This is a genomic window from Pseudarthrobacter sp. AB1, from assembly GCF_014926485.1.
Lineage (GTDB): Bacteria > Actinomycetota > Actinomycetes > Actinomycetales > Micrococcaceae > Arthrobacter.
Genome location: NZ_PZKO01000019.1, coordinates 58,050 through 74,137 on the forward strand (window position 1 = coordinate 58,050; position 16,088 = coordinate 74,137).

General features: G+C 65.2%; 18 protein-coding genes and 1 pseudogene. 6 read left to right on the plus strand and 13 right to left on the minus strand.

The window, feature by feature from the left end; all coding sequences use genetic code 11:
- Positions 1-33: 33 nt before the first annotated feature.
- Genes DAD99_RS06005 through DAD99_RS06020 form a run of 4 tightly spaced genes read right to left on the minus strand, consistent with a single transcriptional unit; the run spans position 34 to position 1,628 of the window.
- Positions 34-327: a DUF503 domain-containing protein gene (locus DAD99_RS06005; RefSeq protein WP_193340765.1), complete on the minus strand. Its 294-nt coding sequence runs from the start codon at positions 325-327 to the stop codon at positions 34-36.
- Positions 327-644: a putative quinol monooxygenase gene (locus DAD99_RS06010; RefSeq protein ID WP_185262447.1), complete on the minus strand. Its 318-nt coding sequence runs from the start codon at positions 642-644 to the stop codon at positions 327-329. Before DAD99_RS06010 ends, DAD99_RS06005 begins: the two co-directional genes overlap by 1 nt.
- 28 nt (positions 645-672) lie before the next feature.
- Positions 673-1,251, minus strand: a complete 579-nt coding sequence (locus tag DAD99_RS06015) for a DUF1990 family protein (RefSeq protein ID WP_193340766.1) — start codon at positions 1,249-1,251, stop codon at positions 673-675.
- Complete coding sequence (locus tag DAD99_RS06020) at positions 1,212-1,628, minus strand: MmcQ/YjbR family DNA-binding protein (RefSeq protein ID WP_193340767.1); 417 nt, start codon at positions 1,626-1,628, stop codon at positions 1,212-1,214. Before DAD99_RS06020 ends, DAD99_RS06015 begins: the two co-directional genes overlap by 40 nt.
- Before the next feature lie 45 nt (positions 1,629-1,673).
- On the opposite strand from DAD99_RS06020, the gene DAD99_RS06025 reads away from it, so the two are divergent.
- Positions 1,674-2,702 carry an isopenicillin N synthase family oxygenase gene (locus tag DAD99_RS06025; protein WP_185262444.1) on the plus strand — a complete coding sequence of 343 codons (1,029 nt, stop codon included), beginning with the start codon at positions 1,674-1,676 and terminating at the stop codon, positions 2,700-2,702.
- A gap of 61 nt (positions 2,703-2,763) precedes the next feature.
- Here the strand turns inward: DAD99_RS06025 and DAD99_RS06030 are convergent, their stop codons facing one another.
- The gene (locus DAD99_RS06030; protein ID WP_185262443.1) at positions 2,764-3,189 is read right to left on the minus strand and encodes a CoA-binding protein; all 426 of its coding nucleotides are present in this window, start codon (positions 3,187-3,189) and stop codon (positions 2,764-2,766) included.
- 273 nt (positions 3,190-3,462) lie between these two features.
- Between DAD99_RS06030 and acs the strand changes: the two genes are divergently transcribed.
- The 4 genes from acs to DAD99_RS06050 are packed head-to-tail and all read left to right on the plus strand — an operon-like array spanning position 3,463 to position 8,724.
- Positions 3,463-5,685, plus strand: a complete 2,223-nt coding sequence (acs, locus tag DAD99_RS06035; RefSeq protein ID WP_227007722.1) for an acetate--CoA ligase — start codon at positions 3,463-3,465, stop codon at positions 5,683-5,685.
- Positions 5,682-6,875, plus strand: a complete 1,194-nt coding sequence (gene sfnG / locus DAD99_RS06040) for a dimethylsulfone monooxygenase SfnG (protein ID WP_185262442.1) — start codon at positions 5,682-5,684, stop codon at positions 6,873-6,875. The genes acs and sfnG overlap by 4 nt, the downstream gene beginning before the upstream one ends.
- Positions 6,875-8,233 carry an O-acetylhomoserine aminocarboxypropyltransferase/cysteine synthase family protein gene (locus DAD99_RS06045; RefSeq protein ID WP_193340768.1) on the plus strand — a complete coding sequence of 453 codons (1,359 nt, stop codon included), beginning with the start codon at positions 6,875-6,877 and terminating at the stop codon, positions 8,231-8,233. The genes sfnG and DAD99_RS06045 overlap by 1 nt, the downstream gene beginning before the upstream one ends.
- Positions 8,230-8,724 carry a CoA-binding protein gene (locus DAD99_RS06050; RefSeq protein WP_185262440.1) on the plus strand — a complete coding sequence of 165 codons (495 nt, stop codon included), beginning with the start codon at positions 8,230-8,232 and terminating at the stop codon, positions 8,722-8,724. Before DAD99_RS06045 ends, DAD99_RS06050 begins: the two co-directional genes overlap by 4 nt.
- Before the next feature lie 43 nt (positions 8,725-8,767).
- On the opposite strand, the gene DAD99_RS06055 is transcribed toward DAD99_RS06050, so the two are convergent.
- The 4 genes from DAD99_RS06055 to DAD99_RS06070 form a co-directional block, all read right to left on the minus strand.
- Positions 8,768-9,649, minus strand: coding sequence for a hypothetical protein (locus DAD99_RS06055; protein WP_193340769.1), 882 nt, complete (start codon positions 9,647-9,649; stop codon positions 8,768-8,770).
- Positions 9,646-10,197, minus strand: a complete 552-nt coding sequence (locus DAD99_RS06060) for an RNA polymerase sigma factor (protein WP_193340770.1) — start codon at positions 10,195-10,197, stop codon at positions 9,646-9,648. The genes DAD99_RS06055 and DAD99_RS06060 overlap by 4 nt, the downstream gene beginning before the upstream one ends.
- A gap of 231 nt (positions 10,198-10,428) precedes the next feature.
- The gene (locus DAD99_RS06065) at positions 10,429-10,770 is read right to left on the minus strand and encodes a DUF1508 domain-containing protein (RefSeq protein WP_193340771.1); all 342 of its coding nucleotides are present in this window, start codon (positions 10,768-10,770) and stop codon (positions 10,429-10,431) included.
- A 260-nt stretch (positions 10,771-11,030) separates the two neighbouring features.
- A complete protein-coding gene (locus DAD99_RS06070) occupies positions 11,031-12,320 on the minus strand; it encodes an adenylosuccinate synthase (protein WP_185262436.1) in 1,290 nt (429 codons plus the stop codon).
- Between the two features lie 440 nt (positions 12,321-12,760).
- On the opposite strand from DAD99_RS06070, the gene DAD99_RS06075 reads away from it, so the two are divergent.
- Entirely contained in the window at positions 12,761-13,390 is a 630-nt protein-coding gene (locus DAD99_RS06075; protein WP_056348638.1) for a uracil-DNA glycosylase, read from the plus strand.
- A 101-nt stretch (positions 13,391-13,491) separates the two neighbouring features.
- Here DAD99_RS06075 and DAD99_RS06080 read toward each other — a convergent pair whose 3' ends face one another.
- The 4 genes and pseudogenes from DAD99_RS06080 to DAD99_RS06095 all read right to left on the minus strand — a co-directional run.
- Positions 13,492-13,914 (minus strand): DUF3151 domain-containing protein, encoded by a 423-nt coding sequence (locus DAD99_RS06080; protein ID WP_185262435.1) that lies wholly within the window; start codon positions 13,912-13,914, stop codon positions 13,492-13,494.
- 2 nt (positions 13,915-13,916) lie between these two features.
- Entirely contained in the window at positions 13,917-14,936 is a 1,020-nt protein-coding gene (gene fbaA / locus DAD99_RS06085) for a class II fructose-bisphosphate aldolase (RefSeq protein ID WP_185262153.1), read from the minus strand.
- Positions 14,937-15,105: 169 nt separating this feature from the next.
- Complete coding sequence (locus DAD99_RS06090; RefSeq protein ID WP_370526106.1) at positions 15,106-15,780, minus strand: TrmH family RNA methyltransferase; 675 nt, start codon at positions 15,778-15,780, stop codon at positions 15,106-15,108.
- A gap of 79 nt (positions 15,781-15,859) precedes the next feature.
- Positions 15,860-16,088: pseudogene (locus tag DAD99_RS06095) on the minus strand (IS110 family transposase); the annotation flags it as partial.

A 16,088-nucleotide genomic window follows, 5' to 3' on the forward strand; every position in this document is an offset into this window, starting at 1 on the left:
TTCGGGATGGGCGGCAAGTGACCCCGCGTTGGTTTAATCGTCGCTTCGGAGCTCCCGCTGCCTCGAGCTGAGCAGCTCAACTTCGGGCCGGACGGCCACAAAGCGTTCGACGGCGGTGAGCACCTCCACGAGGTGCGCCCGGTCCGCTGCCACCAGGCCGGCACCCACCTGCGAGCGCCGGTACTGTTCGTGGTCCCCCACCTCTGCAACGGACACGTCGAAGCGGCGCTTGAGCTCGGCCAGCAGCGGCCTGATGACGGAGCGCTTTTCCTTCAGGCTCTGGACATCGCCGAGGAGGATGTCGAATTCAATCCAGCCGATCCACATCAGATGGTCAGTTCGCCCATCCGGTCCCAGCCGTCGCCGTCGAGCTGGCGGCTGATGATTTGCGGTGTTTCAGCCAGCGCCTGCGGCATGTCCGCCATGGCCTGCTTGAAGTGGGAGCTGTTGACGTGGTCCCCGGCGGCGTCGTCCTTGAAGGCTTCCACAAGCACAAACCCGTTGGGGTCCTCCACGCTGCGGGACCAGTCGAACCACAGGTTGCCGGGCTCCGCCCGTGTGGCCTGGGTGAAGTCGTCAACGAGGCCGAGCCAGCGCTCGGACCATTCGGGTTTGACCTTGAATTTAACGACGATGAAGATCATGGATTTTCCTTCCGTTGCGGAACATGGACTATCCCGCGGCGAGCTGGCGTGCCCCTTCAACGTATCGCGAAGTGACGTGCCGTTGCGCGGCCCGGGCCAGCAGGCCGCCGGCCGTATAGAACCAGTTGGCGTGCCGGCTGAACGCTGTGATCTTCAGGAACACCCGCCCGTCGGCGCCGATTTCAACTTCGAATGCTTCCTCGCCGCGCTCCGGGTGGCCGGGCAGCGTGCCGTAGCCGAAGCCCGCCGACTGCGGACTTTCGCCCGGCAAGGGATGCCGGACCCAGACCACCTCGCAGGGGGCATTGATACGGAAGGGCCCGACGCCGAACCCGCTCACCACGCGTACGCCGGGGACCACGGCGTCGGACTCGGTCCGGACGCGAAGGCCGGACCTCCGCTGTAGTTCCCAGGTGAGGATTCCGTGCGCAACCCTGCGGTAGACCGCCGGCCCATCGCCCAGATAGTCCCGCGATACGACGAGCGGGTAGCCTTCCGGCGTCCGGCCGTGTTGGGTGGAGCCGACCCCAGGGTAGTTGAGGTGACCGGCGGCCAGGCGCTTCCCCGTCAACGGGACCCGCCCGAAGAACCGGTCAGCCGCGCCCATCCCAGCTGCTCCTGTTGCTTGCGGCTCAGGGAGGCTACCACCAAGTCGTAGGAGTCCTCCACCATGTCACGGACCATGGCATCGGGCAGGTTCCCGTCGAGCCGCACGCCGTTCCAATGGGTTTTGTTCATGTGCCACGCGCCGGTGATTTCCGGGTGGGCGGTACGCAGCTGCTCAGCCAGGGCGGGTTCGCACTTCAGGCTCACGGACCAGGCGTCGGGGTTCATGGCGGAGGCCGCAAACATCTTGGCTTCATGCCTTGCGCCACCCGCCACGGCAGCCCGGACCTTGAAAACGGAGGTCTCGGGACCGAAGGGAAAATCCTCGAAGGAACCGGGAAATGACAGGCAGATGGCCTTGAGTTGCGCTGCGTCCATGGACCGAGCCTACAAAGCCCTTCCCGGCGGTGCTAGTCTGCGAAGATGTCACCCGACCAGGCCACCATCCCCGTTCTGGACATGAGCGCCGCACGCCAGCCGTACGGCTCCTTCAGCCCGGAATTCATAGATCAGCTGCGGGACGCCGCCCACAACGTGGGTTTCTTCCAAATCACTGGTTACGGCGCCGCCCCCGGCCAGGCCGAGGAGCTGCTGACCCTCATTAAACGGTTCTTCGATCTGCCGCTTGAGGAGCGGATGAAGCTGGACAACAGGATTTCCCCCCATTTTCGCGGCTACACCCGGATGGGCACTGAGGTGACGCAGGGCCGGGCCGACGCGCGCGAGCAGATCGACTACTCCCCGGAACGCGAACCCGTCCACAACTACCCGGCCGATCAGCCGTACTGGCTGCTCCAGGGGCACAACATGTGGCCCGATGAAGCATTGCCGGAGCTCAAGTCCGCGGCCATGGCCTGGGCCGACCTGATGTCCAGCGTGGGCATGGAACTGCTGCGGGGCATCTCGGTTTCCCTGGGACTGCCGGAGGACCACTTCGACGAGCCCTTCGGCAACGAACCGGCGTGGATGGGAAAGCTGGTGCATTACGTCGGCGGTGTGGTGGAGGCGGCCGGCGACCAGGGCGTGGGCTCCCACGCCGACTACGGTTTTGTCACCCTGCTCCTCCAGGACGAGGTGGGCGGACTCGAAGTCCTGCCGCCCGGGACGAGCGAATGGGCACCGGTTGAGCCTGTTCCCGGGGCACTCGTGGTGAATTTGGGCGAAATGCTGGAGGTGGCCACGGAAGGTTTCCTTGCCGCCACGATCCACCGCGTCCAGGCGCCGCCACCCGGCGTGGACCGCTACTCAGTCCCGTTCTTCTGGTCGCCGCGGCTGGATGCCGTCATCGATCCGGTGCCCCTGCCGCCCGAGCTCAAAGCCCAGGCCCGCGGCATCTCCGACGACCCGTCCAACCCGCTGCTCGCGTCCTTTGGCCTGAACATGCTTAAGGGCCGCATGCGCGCCCACCCCGACGTGACCGAACGCCACTACCCGGACCTTATGCAGCGCTGAGCGGGCTGCCGCGCGGGGCGCGCTGAGCGGCCGGGGGAACCAGCGCGTCCAGGGGAACCAGTCAGAGGTTGTACTTCCACGCCTGCTGCGCGGGGCAGATGTTCATCACCACGTCCAGGCCGGCGGCCTTGGCCCGGTCCACTGCCGCTTCGTCGGTAACGCCCAGCTGCAACCACACGGCCTTGGCGCCCACCGCAATTGCCTGGTCCACCACCGCCCCGACCTTCTGTGAATTCACAAAGCAGTCGACGACGTCGAGGGGTTGCTTTTCAGGGGGAATCTCACCCAGCTTGCGGTACCCCGTTTCGCCGTGGACGGGGTCGCCGGGAAGGTTGACGGGGATGATCTCCATGCCGAGCCGGTCGCGGATAAACAGCGACGTGTCGTAGGCTGCGCGCCACTGATTGGTGGTCAGGCCCACGATGGCCCACCGCCCTTTGTTCCGCATCAGGCGCTCAATAACGGCAGGATCGTTGACGTGGCCCATGATGCAAGCGTACATCGCCCCTGGAGTGGCTCGTCGTCGAATAACTGACTGACTCGTGGGCGCCAATGCCTGGGGTGAACGAATATTACGTTCCGTGGACGCCGATTTGGCGCAGGGCGTGCGGTTCAGCTGTAGTGGAAGTGACCATCCCGAGCGGCCAAGAGACCTGGATCGATGAAGCCGCAGCATCCCTGACCAGCGCTGTACCCGTTGAGGCGACCATCCTCAGCACACAGCGGAGGGTGCTACCGCCAGGATCGATGGAGCACATCTATGACACCAGAAGCATCTTCTGCCACGCCGTTGACCACCCTGAGTCCCGCCAGTGCCGCAGCAGCGGCCGTTGAAAGGGACTCCCCACAATCCACTTCGAACGCGACGGCGATCGAAGCAGGGCTGCGTGACGCGCCCGGCCCTTCCAGCAGCTCATCGGGATGGTCCTCGACCGAGCCGAACGACGTCGCCGTGCACGGCGCACCGTCGGGAGGGCCGGCGCGCCACAGCAGCACCACCACCACACAGCAGACGGCGGAGCACAAAGAAACACACGAAGACGCCCAGCCGGACAATGTGGCCTTCTGGGAAGAGCAGGCCCTCCGCCTGGACTGGGCGCAGCCCACAGGAATCTCCGGCGGCAAGCCCTGGCACACGGCCCACCGCCGGGTCCCGGCCGACGCCGCAGCCGGCAAAGGCCCGGAAATCACCTGGTTTGAGGGCGGCAAGCTCAACGTCGCCTACAACTGCGTGGACCGCCACGTCGCCAATGGCCGCGGCGACAAAGTGGCCCTCCACTTCGAAGGCGAGCCCGGGGACCGCCGAGCCATCACGTACGCGGAACTGCAGCGCGAAGTCTCCAAGGCCGCCAACGCCCTGCTGGCCCTGGGCATCACCAAGGGCGACCGCGTGGTCATCTACCTGCCGGTCATTCCCGAAACCGTCATCATCACCCTCGCCGTGGCGCGGATCGGCGCCATCCACTCGCTCGTTTTTGGTGGCTTCTCCGCCGAAGCCCTGAAGTTCCGCGTCGAGGACACAGGCGCCAAGCTCCTCGTAACCACGGACGGCCAGTTCCGCCGCGGCGTCGCCGTGCCCGTCAAGGACAACGCGGACGCCGCCGTCGCCGGGGACAACGCGATCGAACACATGCTGGTCATCAACCGCACCACAGCGCCGGAGGACCTGGCCGCCGTTTCCATGGCTGAAGGCCGCGACGTGTGGTGGCATGACGCCGTCGGGACTGCCGCGGATGTCCACGATGCCGAAGCATTCGACGCCGAAACGCCGCTGTTCATCATGTACACCTCCGGGACCACGGGCAAGCCCAAGGGTCTGGTCCACACCTCCGGCGGGTACCTGACCCAGGCGTCCTGGAGCTTCGAACACCTCTTCAGCAACCCCGATCCTGCACTCCGCGACCAGGACGTGCACTGGTGCACCGCCGACCTCGCGTGGGTCACGGCGCACACCTATGAGATCTATGGTCCGCTCTCCAACGGCGTCACCCAGGTGATCTTCGAAGGCACTCCGAACACGCCGCACCCGGGCCGCCACTTCGAGATCATCGAACGGTACGGGGTCACGCAGTACTACACCGCGCCCACCCTGGTCCGGTCCCTCATGGGCTGGTTCCCGGATGGCGTGCCGGACAGCTACGACCTCTCCTCCATCCGGATGCTCGGCACCGTGGGCGAAGCCGTCAACCCGGAGGCCTGGCGCTGGCTCCGCGAGAACGTCGGCGCCGGCACGGCACCGGTGGTGGACACGTGGTGGCAGTCCGAAACCGGCGCCACCATCCTCTCCCCCGCCCCGACGGACGCCGAGTTCAAACCGGGCTGCGCGGCCCGACCGCTGCCGGGCGTCAGCACCAGGATCGTGGACGACGCCGGCAATACCGTGCCCCCGGGTGTCCAGGGTTTCATTGTGGTTGACACTCCCGGGCCCGCCATTGCCCGCACCGTCTGGGGCAATCCCCGGCGCTACTACGACTCATATTGGAGCCAGTACGTGGAACAGGGCTGGTTCCTGGCCGGCGACGGCGCAAAGTACGACGCCGACGGCGACATCTGGATCCTGGGCCGCGTGGACGACACCTTGAACGTCTCCGGCCACCTGCTTTCCACCATCGAGATCGAGTCGGCGCTGGTGGCCCACCCGGACGTGGTGGAGGCCGGCGTCTGTCCGGTAGCCGATCCCAAGACCGGGCACGCGATTGTCGCTTTTGTTGTGCTAAAAGCAGGAGTTTCGACGGGCTCAACCACCGGGGACCAGCTCAAAGCGTACGTCGCGAAGGTGATCGGCCCGATCGCGAAGCCGCGCGACGTCGTCGTGGTTCCTGACGTGCCGAAGACCCGCAGCGGCAAGATCATGCGCCGGCTGCTCACCCAATTATTCGAGGGGACCGCCCTGGGCGACACCACCTCACTCCAAAACGAACCGGCGATCGCCGGAATCCAGGACGTCCTGCGCGAGCGGACCCTAGTAAAGGAAAACTCATGACAGACATCAGCAACGTTGCCCGCCTTTCAGAGCCGCTCAAGTTTGCGTACTGGGTGCCGAACGTTTCCGGCGGCCTGGTGGTCTCCACCATCGAACAGCGCACCGGCTGGGACTTTGACTACAACAAGAAGCTCGCGCAGATCGCCGAGAACTCCGGCTTCGAATACGCCCTGACACAGACCCGTTACGCCGCGTCCTACGGAGCCGACAAGCAGCACGAGGCTACGTCGTTCAGCTTGGCCCTCCTCGCGGCCACCGAACGCCTGAAGGTCATCGCCGCCGTCCACCCCGGCATGTGGCACCCCGGCGTACTGGCCAAATTCATCATCACCGCGGACCACATCTCTAACGGCCGCGCCGCGGTCAACATCGTCTCCGGCTGGCTCAAAAACGAGTTCACCAACTTCGGTCTCGACTGGCTGGAGCACGACGAACGGTACGTCCGCACCGAGGAATTCATCAACGTGTTGCGCGGACTGTGGACCGAGCAGGAATACAGCCAGTCCGGCGCTTACTACAACATCACCGATTTCACCTTGAACCCGGCCCCCGTGGATGTCCCCGGCCGTGCGCACCCGGAAATCTTCTTCGGCGGAAACTCGACGGCGGCGCAGGCCACTGCGGGCCGCGTGGCTGACTGGTACTTCTCCAACGGCAAGGACCTGGAAGGCTTCAAGGAGAACATCGCGGGGGTTGTATCTGCTTCAGGTGAGACGAAGCGCGGCACTGACGGGGTCCTCGCCGCCCCCCGCTTCGGACTCAACGGGTTCGTCATCGCCCGCGATTCGGAGAAGGAAGCCCGCGAGACACTCCGCGAAATCGTGGCGAAGGCACACAAGCCTGCAGTCCAGGGCTTCCGTGACGCCGTGCAGGAAGCCGGCGCGTCCACCAAGGACGGCAAGGGCATGTGGGCCGACTCCAGCTTCGAGGATCTGGTCCAGTACAACGACGGCTTCAAGACCCAGCTGATCGGCACCCCGGAGCAGATCGCCGAACGGATCGTGGAATACAAGAAGATCGGCGTGAACCTCTTCCTCACCGGCTACCTGCACTTCCAGGAGGAGGTGGCCGCATTCGGCCAGGACATCCTGCCGATTGTGCGCGAGCTCGAGGCGGACCTGGCCCGCCGGCACGGCACCGAACTGGACCTCTCCGCCACACCCGTGGCCAACGTTGGGGTGGCTGCGTAATGGCCGACCGCAAGTTCGGTTTCCGCACCCGCGCCCTGCACGCCGGCGGCACCCCCGACGCCGAACACGGCGCCCGCGCGGTACCCATCTACCAGACCACGTCCTTCGTGTTCAAGGACACCCAGGACGCCGCCAACCTCTTCGCGCTGCAGAAGTACGGCAACATCTACTCCCGCATCGGCAACCCCACCGTGGCAGCCTTCGAAGAGCGCATCGCCTCGCTGGAAGGCGGCATCGGCGCCGTGGCAACGTCCTCCGGCATGGCAGCTGAGTTCATCACTTTCGCTGCGCTGACCCAGTCCGGCGACCACATCGTGGCAGCCTCCCAGCTGTACGGCGGGACGGTCACCCAGCTGGATGTGACGCTCCGCCGCTTCGGCGTGGACACCACGTTCGTTCCCGGCACAGACCCCGCAGACTATGCCGCGGCGGTCCAGGAAAACACCAAGGCGATCTTCGTCGAGGTGGTGGCGAACCCGTCGTCTGAAGTCCAGGACCTGGCGGCCCTTGGGAAGGTAGCGCACGACGCCGGCGTCCCCCTCGTGGTGGACGCCACCTTGAGCACGCCGTACCTCGTGCGCCCGATCGAACACGGCGCCGAAATCGTCATCCACTCCGCCACCAAGTTCCTCGGCGGGCACGGCACCACCTTGGGCGGCGTGATCGTGGAAAGCGGCCGGTTTGATTGGGGCAACGGCAAGTTCCCCACCATGACCGAGCCGGTGGCATCCTACGGAAATGTCTCCTGGTGGGGCAACTTCGGCGAGTACGGCTTCCTCACCAAGCTGCGCTGCGAACAGTTGCGGGACATCGGCCCGGCACTTTCGCCGCTGTCGGCTTTCCAGCTGCTGCAAGGCGTGGAAACGCTCCCGCAAAGACTCGACGAACACCTCAAGAACGCCAAGGCTGTGGCCGAATGGCTCGAGGCCGACCCCCGCGTGGCATACGTCAACTTCTCCGGGCTACCCTCGCACCCGCATTTTGAGCGCGCGAAGAAGTACCTGCCGCTGGGCCCCGGCTCCGTCTTCTCCTTCGGGGTGAAGGGCGGCCGCACGGCCGGGCAGAAGTTCATCGAATCCCTGCAGCTGGCCTCGCACCTGGCCAACGTGGGCGATTCCCGCACCCTGGTGATCCACCCGGGGTCCACCACGCACCAGCAGCTGAGCCCGGTCCAGCTGGAGTCCGCGGGCGTGCCCGAGGACCTGGTCCGGATTTCCGTGGGCCTGGAGGATATCGAGGACATCTTGTGGGACCTGGACCAGGCACTCGACGCGGCCTCCGAACCGGTGGTCGCGGCCGAGGTTTCGACAGACTCAACCACCGAAGCAGAATCCTGCACGATTGGAGCGAACGTATGAGCACCAGCGAACGCACCTGGGCCGGACCTTCCGCTCCGGAGCGCCTGAACCTGCTGCGCGCAGCCACCTCAATTGCGATTGTGGGCGCCTCGGACAAGCCGTCCCGGGCCAGCTATTTTGTGGCGACTTACCTGCAGTCGTCCACGCGGTACAAGGTGTACTTCGTGAACCCCGTGGTCAAGGAGATCCTTGGTGAACCGACCTACGCCTCACTGGCCGATCTTCCCGAAAGCCCGGACATCGTGGATGTGTTCCGCAAGCACGATGACCTCCCGGGCGTCCTGGACGAAGCCATCGCGGCCGGCGCCAAAACCCTCTGGCTGCAGCTCGGCTCCTGGCATGAGGACGTGGCCGCGGACGCGGAAGCCGCCGGGCTCGACGTGGTGATGGACCGCTGCGTTAAGATCGAGCACGCCCGGTTCCATGGCGGGCTGCACCTGGCCGGCTTCGACACCGGCGTGATCTCCTCCAAGCGGCAACTCCTTTCCTGACGGAAAGGTGGTTCCCGGCGGAAGGCTCTTCCTGACGGAGAACCTACCGGTTGAACTTCCTTAGCCAGTTTGAACCGGGTCCGGCAATGCCGGGCCCGGTTTTTTCCGTCGGTGCCGGGGGGACGAGGGCTGACGTCAGGGACTCGGCCGCTGTTGCGGCTTCGGACAGCGTACCGGCAGCCAGCTTTCCGGCCTTGTCGAGTTCGGCAGCGGCGTCTGTGGCGGCCTTGGCAGGACCTTTTCTTTCCTCCTGGGTGGCAGCGTCCTGAGTGGCTGCATCCCGCGGAGCAGCGCCGCCCGGGGTGACGCCCGCGGCGTTCCCCGGCGCGCCGCCGTCGTCCGCCTTTGACTTGCCGGGCGCGGTGTCGTCTCCGCGGCCGGCCGGCCCCGTGCCCGCGTTCTGGCCAGCGTTTTCCGGACCGTTGACTGGCTGGCCGGTTCCAAGTTCAGCAGGTTCGGGGTGTACCGGCGCTGAAATGTCGCGGGTTGCCGGCTCCGCGGGCAACTGCACCTCCGCCGGATCGACGGCGCTCCCGCTGACAGACGGAGTCCCCGCGACGGTCCAGGCAGGGGCCCAGTCCCGCAACAGCTGCTGGATGGAATTGCTGGCCTGCGCGTCCGGAGCGGTCCCGGTGGCGGCAACTGCGGTGACGCCAAGGCCCATCCCCGCGACGACAGCCAGGCCCACAACGGTGGTCCGGTGCTTGCGGAGCAGGCGGTGCCGGGCGAGCTGATGGGACTGGCCTGCGAGCAGTGCCGCCAGTTCAGGGCCGGGCTCGAGGACCGGCATGGAGGCAAGGGAACCTACCGCGAGCAGCGTTTCACGGAGCCCGGCGTCATCGGCCCAACCGGCGGTATCGGTCCAACCGGCATCAAGGAGCATTTCATCCACGGTCCGGATCAGGGAGCTGGCATTGGACGTCATGGGGCCACGTACTCATTCACTGCGGACTGCTCGCGCAGCCGGATCAGTGCACGTCGCTGTAGCTGTTTGACGGCACCCGCACTCCTTCCCATCACAGCGGCCACCTGGTCCACGGTCAGGCCCGCGACGAGGCGTAACGACAACACTTCCCGCTGCTCAGCCGGCAGATCGTTCAGGAGATCCGCAACCTCCTGCGGGGAGATCCGCTGCAGAACTTGGGCCTCGGCGGATGACTCCTGGCGTCCGTCAAGCTCCGGTTCGAACGGAAGTTTGGTGGGGGTGCGCTGCTGCCTCCGGTGATCGTCCACCATCCTGGCGTGCGCCACGGAGAAGACAAAGGTGCGCAGCCCGGCGACACCGCCGGTAACCGTCTGCAGCCGCGGTAGGACGGCGAGGAAGACTTCCTGCATAACCGCCTCCGGATCTTCTACCCCGCGGGCTGTGAGGTAGCCCAGGACCTGCGATGCATAGGTGCGATACACGATGCTGAAAAGCTCCGGATCGCGGGCGCGCGCACGCAGAACGTCATCTGTCAGTGCATCGGTCACGGACACAGGGCCTTCGGTGGAGGGACTGGGCTTGCTTAGCTTGGGGCCCGCACGTCATGCGCGGAATGCCCTCGCCAGCTAACTTTACCCGCCGGTAACAAAAGAGCCGGGCTGGAACATGATGGGGGACACGTTCCAGACCGGCGCTTCATAGGGGTAATCGCTCCAGACACCGCCGGGGTTACGCCGTCGGAGAAAAACTTCCAAGGATTGTACCGCCGGCCGTACTGCCTACGTCCAGCGAGGGGCGGCCACACCCCGGCGCGGCGCCTTGGCCATGACAAAAGTGTGCGCCCTGGTGGCGGGGACGAGCTGGTCCCCACAGCCCGGCTTGAGTTGGGCGGGGACAAGCACCGGAGCGGGCGCGGGGTCGGTCGGCGAAACGTTCGCGGCGGGGCAGAGGTCGGTGACCAGCCCTGTCCCGGCGCATTCGCGGACGGCGGCGATCCCGGCAGCCACGGCTGCCTTGTCCTCAAAGGCTCCGGACACAGCCATCACGGTGCCATCCGGCGCCGTGAGGCGGAACTTGAAATGTGAATCCGAATCCAAGAAAACTTCAAACTTCCCGGCCATGATAAATCCTTCCGGTCTGCGGGTCCCGTCCGCGGCATCTTAGCCACGGGCGGTCCCGGAGCATCGCTGCGTCGGGCACCTGCGGGTCTGGTCGAATGATCAACTGATCAGTTCAGGGTGTGCTTAAGAGTCTGTCCGCCTCGGGTACAGCCTCACAAGACCGGTTGCGTTAAGCCTGTGTAAATTGCGTACTACCCCCAGGCAGAACAAAGGCGGGCCACCTCTTCAGGTGACCCGCCGTCGTCGTACGTTGCAGGCTGTTAGTCGTTGATCAGATCGTGGACCACAATGGTCTGGTCGCGGTCCGGGCCGACGCCGATCGCGGAGAAACGCGTGCCGGAGAGCTTTTCGAGGGCCAGCACGTAGTTGCGGGCGTTCTCGGGGAGGTCCTCCAGCGTGCGGGCGCCGGTGATGTCCTCGGTCCAGCCCTCGAAGTACTCAAAGATGGGCACTGCGTGGTGGAACTCGGTCTGCGTCATGGGCATTTCGTCGTGCCGCACACCATCAACGTCGTAGGCAACGCAGACCGGGATCTGCTCAATGCCGGTGAGGACGTCCAGCTTGGTGACGAAGTAGTCCGTGAAGCCGTTCACGCGGGAAGCGTGGCGGGCCAGGACGGCGTCGTACCAGCCGCAGCGGCGCGGACGGCCGGTGTTTACGCCGAACTCGCCACCGGTTTTCTGCAGGTACATGCCCATCTCGTCGAACAGTTCGGTGGGGAACGGTCCGGCGCCAACACGGGTGGTATAGGCCTTGATGATGCCGATGGAGCGGGAAATCCGGGTGGGGCCGATACCCGAGCCAACGGACGCGCCGCCGGCGGTCGGGTTGGAGGAGGTCACGAACGGGTAGGTGCCGTGGTCTACGTCCAGGAATGTGGCCTGGCCGCCTTCCATCAGGACAACCTTGCCCTCGTCCAGGGCGTTGTTGAGGACAAGCGTGCTGTCGATGACCAGCGGGCGAAGGCGATCGGCGAACGCCAGGAAGTAGTCCACGATCTCGTCCACCACGATGTCGCGGCGATTGTAGACCTTGACCAGGAGTTCGTTCTTCTGGCGCAGGGATCCTTCCACCTTCTGGCGGAGGATGGACTCGTCAAAGACGTCCTGGACGCGGATGCCCAGGCGGGCCACCTTGTCCATGTAAGCGGGGCCGATGCCACGGCCGGTGGTGCCGATGGCGCGGCTGCCGAGGAAACGCTCGGTGACTTTGTCCAGGACCTGGTGGTAGGGCGCCACGAGGTGCGCGTTGGCTGAGATGCGCAGCTTGGACGTGTCCGCGCCGCGGGCCTGCAGGCCTTCGATCTCCTCGAACAGGGCCTCAAGGTTCACCACACAGCCGTTGCCGATGATCGGAATCGCGTTAGGGCTCAAAATGCCGGCCGGAAGGAGTTTGAGCTCATACTTCTCACCGCCTACGACGACGGTGTGCCCGGCATTGTTGCCGCCGTTGGGCTTTACGACGTAGTCAACACGGCCGCCCAGAAGATCGGTGGCCTTGCCTTTTCCTTCGTCGCCCCACTGGGCTCCTACGATCACGATTGCTGGCATGGGATCCTCCCCCATTCGTTCGGGCCGCACAGGTCAGTCCACCTAGATGGCAGGCCTGCGTTGCGCCGTTCATGAGAATGCCCCGAAGGCCATAGCCTGGCCGGACCGCTACGGCGGCCAACCACGCAAGAGTCCGGGGCTCTTACCACCCAAGTTTAGCCGATGCGGGGGTTTCCTCCACCCGTTGGGCCTGCGGAGCCTGCCGCGCCATTGCGGATTGTCCGCGGGTTTTCCTCTCCGGCTGCGTGGTCCGGCGTATGCCTTTCATCACGGAATCTCACCGGACGGGGTCCGCATTTCGCGGGGCTTGCTAAACTGATAGAGATCGACCAGGAATCGGTCCACACCACATTTCAAACCACGCCGGACGGGCGCGCCCATCACGCGCCCATTTTCCGGATTGGCAGCATCGCCGAGCCCCGCAGGAGACATTGCACTATATGACAGCCCTGGCCCCAGAATCCCTCCGTGAACAGCTCCTCAGCCGCCGCTACGAGCCCAACGTTGCAGCCGTCAACGAGCTGTGCGATTCCCTGCAGAGCGTCAAGCCCCACACCGAAGTCCCGTACGTCGACCCCATGCACGACGTAGACGAGTGCCGCATCATCAGCCTCTACTCCAACATCGGCGAAGCTGACCCGTCCGGTTTCATCACCGCCGGCGACGAAGACGCCGCCACCCGCATGCTCGGCATCCAGTGGAAGCTGGGCCTGCGCCCCGAGTTCGTGATGCCCTGGAACGTGCACCCGTGGCACACCCCAGGTGAGGTCAACGGCAAGTTCACGCCGGACCAGATTTCCGCTGGCCTCAAGCCGCTGTTGAAGTTCCTCGCCGTGGTTCCCCGCGCCTCGGTGATTGTGGCCCACGGCACCGAAGCCAACCGCCTGGCCAACCTGCTGCTGAAGACCGAAGTTCCGCTGCTCTGGCGCCGCGGGCTGAAGACCTACAAGGTCCGCTCCCTCAGCGGCCGCGCCTTCGCCGGGACGCCCGCACGGCAGGAACAGTACCTCGAGGAAATGCGCGTCGTCTACACCGACGCCATGGCCCGCACAGGACTCGCGAAGGTTTAGCCACCGGTAGGCTCGCCGTCGTTCGTTAAACAACGCGGGGTCACTTCCGGCCCAAAAACGATGGTTATTGGGCCGGAAGTGACCCCGCGTTGCCCTTCAAACTACTTGCCCTCGATGGCCGCCTTGGCTGCCGGGTCCGAGTCGTTGAGGAACTTCTCGATGCGTTCCGGTTCCTCGGCTTCGCCAATGGCCGCGGATGCGCGGCCCAGCGAGTAGAGCGCACGCAGGAAGCCGCGGTTGGGTTCGTGCTCCCATGGGATAGGGCCCACCCCGCGCCAGCCGTTGCGGCGCAGCGAGTCCAGCCCGCGGTGGTAGCCAACGCGCGAGTAGGCGTAGGAATCGATGGTGCGGCCCTCGGACCACGCCTCCTCAGCCAGGACAGCCCACAACAGCGAGGACGTGGGGTGCTTCTCCACCAGGTCCAGGGGTTCGGCGCCGGCGTCCAGCTGCTCGTAGACGTCGGTCTCGGCAGGCAGGAGCGTCGGCTCCGGACCCATCAGGTTCTTGCGGAACTCATCCGACATAACTAGAACGTCTTGCCGAGGGAGCCGAGCTGGCGGGCGGCCTCGGCGATGCGGGCAGCCATGCCGGCCTCGGCGGAGGCACCCCAGACGCGGGGATCGTAGGTCTTCTTGTTGCCCATTTCGCCGTCGATCTTCAGCACGCCGTCGTAGTTGGCGAGCATGTGCCCGGCCACCGGACGCGTGAACGCGTACTGCGTGTCCGTATCGACGTTCATCTTGATCACACCATAGGAAACGGCGTCAGCGATTTCCTGGTCAGAAGAACCCGAACCGCCGTGGAACACCAGATCAAACGGGTTCTCCTTGCCGATCTTGGCACCCACCTCGGCCTGGATCTGCTTGAGCAGCTCCGGGCGCAGCTTCACGCCACCGGGCTTGTACACGCCGTGGACGTTACCGAACGTCAGCGCCGTCAGGTAACGGCCGTTCTCGCCCGTACCCAGCGCCTCGATGGTCGCGAGGGCATCTTCGGTGGTGGTGTAGAGCTTCTCGTTGATCTCGTTCTCCACGCCGTCTTCCTCGCCACCGACGGTGCCGATTTCAACCTCGAGCATCATCTTCGCCGCGCCGGAACGCTCCAGCAGCTCGCGGGCGATGCGCAGGTTGTCTTCGAGGGTCTCGTGCGAGCCGTCCCACATGTGCGAGTTGAAGATCGGGTTCCGGCCAGCCTTGACCTCAGCCTCCGAAGCGGCCAGCAGCGGCAGGACAAAGCCGTCCAGCTTGTCCTTGGGGCAGTGGTCCGTGTGCAGCGCAATGTTGACGTTGTAGTTCTTGGCCACTTCGCGGGCAAAGGCGGCGAAACCGAGCGAACCGGCAACCATGTCCTTGACCGATGCACCGGACCAGTACGCTGCGCCACCGGTGGAAACCTGGATAATGCCATCGGACTCAGCCTCGGCGAACCCGCGGATGGCTGCATTCAGGGTCTGCGACGACGTCACATTGACCGCCGGAAACGCAAAGCCCCCGGCCTTGGCACGGTCGATCATCTCGGAGTAGATCTCTGGGGTTGCAATGGGCATGCTGACTCCTATGCTGAGTTTTCGTCTGTGGGTTGTGACCCTGGAGTAGACCTCTTACGGCTAGCCACCATCCTAGCCATTTCTGTGCAGGGGCAGTGTTTCGGGTCACGCGGACGGGTAACACTCACGCTCACAAAGCCAACTCGGCGCGGGTCAGAAGTGGCGCGGGTCAGACGGGCTGGCTAAAAACGTGCCGGCGGATCCAGGCGTGCATGGCGACAGCCGCGGCGGAGGCGGCGTTGATGGAGCGGGTGGAGCCGAACTGCTCGATGGACAGGGTGGCCAAGGCCGCCTCATGGACCTCCGGCGTCAGCCCGGGCCCTTCCTGGCCGAACACCAAGACGCAGTCCTTGGGCAGCTCATAGGTTTCCAGGGGCACGGAGTCCGGGAATATGTCGATGCCAATGATAGCGAGCCCCTCCCCCTGCGCCCAGGCCACAAAGTCTTCCACGGTGGGGTGGTGGCGGATGTGCTGGTAGCGGTCGGTGACCATGGCCCCGCGCCTGTTCCACCGGCGTCGCCCGATGATGTGGACTTCCTTGGCGAGGAACGCGTTGGCGGTGCGCACCACGGTGCCGATATTGAGGTCGTGCTGCCAGTTTTCAATGGCGATGTGGAAGTTATGCCGCTTGGAATCGAGGTCAGCCACGATCGCGTCATGCTTCCAGTAGCGGTACTGGTCCACCACGTTGCGCCGGTCGCCGTCTGCCAGCAGTTCATGATCCCAATGGTCGCCTTCAGGCAGCTCGCCGTCCCAGGGCCCGACGCCGACCTCCGCATTGGGTTCCGGCGCCTCCTCTGGCAGTGGAACGGGCAGCGGCGGGGCTTGGGGAAGGTCAGTCACACTTCAACTCTGACATGAAAATTGCGGTGACGTTGTCCCGTTGACTGGTTGCCCTGGCGGTCGTCGTTTTGAGGCAGGATTATCCGGTGGGTTGCAGGGGCGCGAGGGTCACTTGGTAGCCCAGGGCTTCGAGCTGTCCGATCGCGCGGGCCTTGGTTTTGGCTGGTGCTTGCAGCCTGAAGTAGTCGGCGCCGGCGTCTTTGTAGAGTTCGCCGGTGGTGAGCATGTGCCAGGCGGCGGTGAGCATGGCGTGTTCGACCGCGACGAGGGCCTTCATCGGTCCGCGCCGGGCGGCGAGGCGGGAGTAC

What these genes read in the sequence shown, in the direction of transcription:
- DAD99_RS06055 (WP_193340769.1), bottom strand. Translation starts at nt 9,649, where the DNA reads ATGACGTCCAATGCCAGCTCCCTGATCCGGACCGTGGATGAAATGCTC.
- DAD99_RS06015 (WP_193340766.1), bottom strand. Translation starts at nt 1,251, where the DNA reads ATGGGCGCGGCTGACCGGTTCTTCGGGCGGGTCCCGTTGACGGGGAAG.
- DAD99_RS06065 (WP_193340771.1), bottom strand. Translation starts at nt 10,770, where the DNA reads ATGGCCGGGAAGTTTGAAGTTTTCTTGGATTCGGATTCACATTTCAAG.
- acs (WP_227007722.1), top strand. Translation starts at nt 3,463, where the DNA reads ATGACACCAGAAGCATCTTCTGCCACGCCGTTGACCACCCTGAGTCCC.
- DAD99_RS06045 (WP_193340768.1), top strand. Translation starts at nt 6,875, where the DNA reads ATGGCCGACCGCAAGTTCGGTTTCCGCACCCGCGCCCTGCACGCCGGC.
- DAD99_RS06030 (WP_185262443.1), bottom strand. Translation starts at nt 3,189, where the DNA reads ATGGGCCACGTCAACGATCCTGCCGTTATTGAGCGCCTGATGCGGAAC.
- DAD99_RS06010 (WP_185262447.1), bottom strand. Translation starts at nt 644, where the DNA reads ATGATCTTCATCGTCGTTAAATTCAAGGTCAAACCCGAATGGTCCGAG.
- DAD99_RS06025 (WP_185262444.1), top strand. Translation starts at nt 1,674, where the DNA reads ATGTCACCCGACCAGGCCACCATCCCCGTTCTGGACATGAGCGCCGCA.
- DAD99_RS06050 (WP_185262440.1), top strand. Translation starts at nt 8,230, where the DNA reads ATGAGCACCAGCGAACGCACCTGGGCCGGACCTTCCGCTCCGGAGCGC.
- DAD99_RS06005 (WP_193340765.1), bottom strand. Translation starts at nt 327, where the DNA reads ATGTGGATCGGCTGGATTGAATTCGACATCCTCCTCGGCGATGTCCAG.
- fbaA (WP_185262153.1), bottom strand. Translation starts at nt 14,936, where the DNA reads ATGCCCATTGCAACCCCAGAGATCTACTCCGAGATGATCGACCGTGCC.
- DAD99_RS06020 (WP_193340767.1), bottom strand. Translation starts at nt 1,628, where the DNA reads ATGGACGCAGCGCAACTCAAGGCCATCTGCCTGTCATTTCCCGGTTCC.
- sfnG (WP_185262442.1), top strand. Translation starts at nt 5,682, where the DNA reads ATGACAGACATCAGCAACGTTGCCCGCCTTTCAGAGCCGCTCAAGTTT.
- DAD99_RS06075 (WP_056348638.1), top strand. Translation starts at nt 12,761, where the DNA reads ATGACAGCCCTGGCCCCAGAATCCCTCCGTGAACAGCTCCTCAGCCGC.
- DAD99_RS06080 (WP_185262435.1), bottom strand. Translation starts at nt 13,914, where the DNA reads ATGTCGGATGAGTTCCGCAAGAACCTGATGGGTCCGGAGCCGACGCTC.
- DAD99_RS06070 (WP_185262436.1), bottom strand. Translation starts at nt 12,320, where the DNA reads ATGCCAGCAATCGTGATCGTAGGAGCCCAGTGGGGCGACGAAGGAAAA.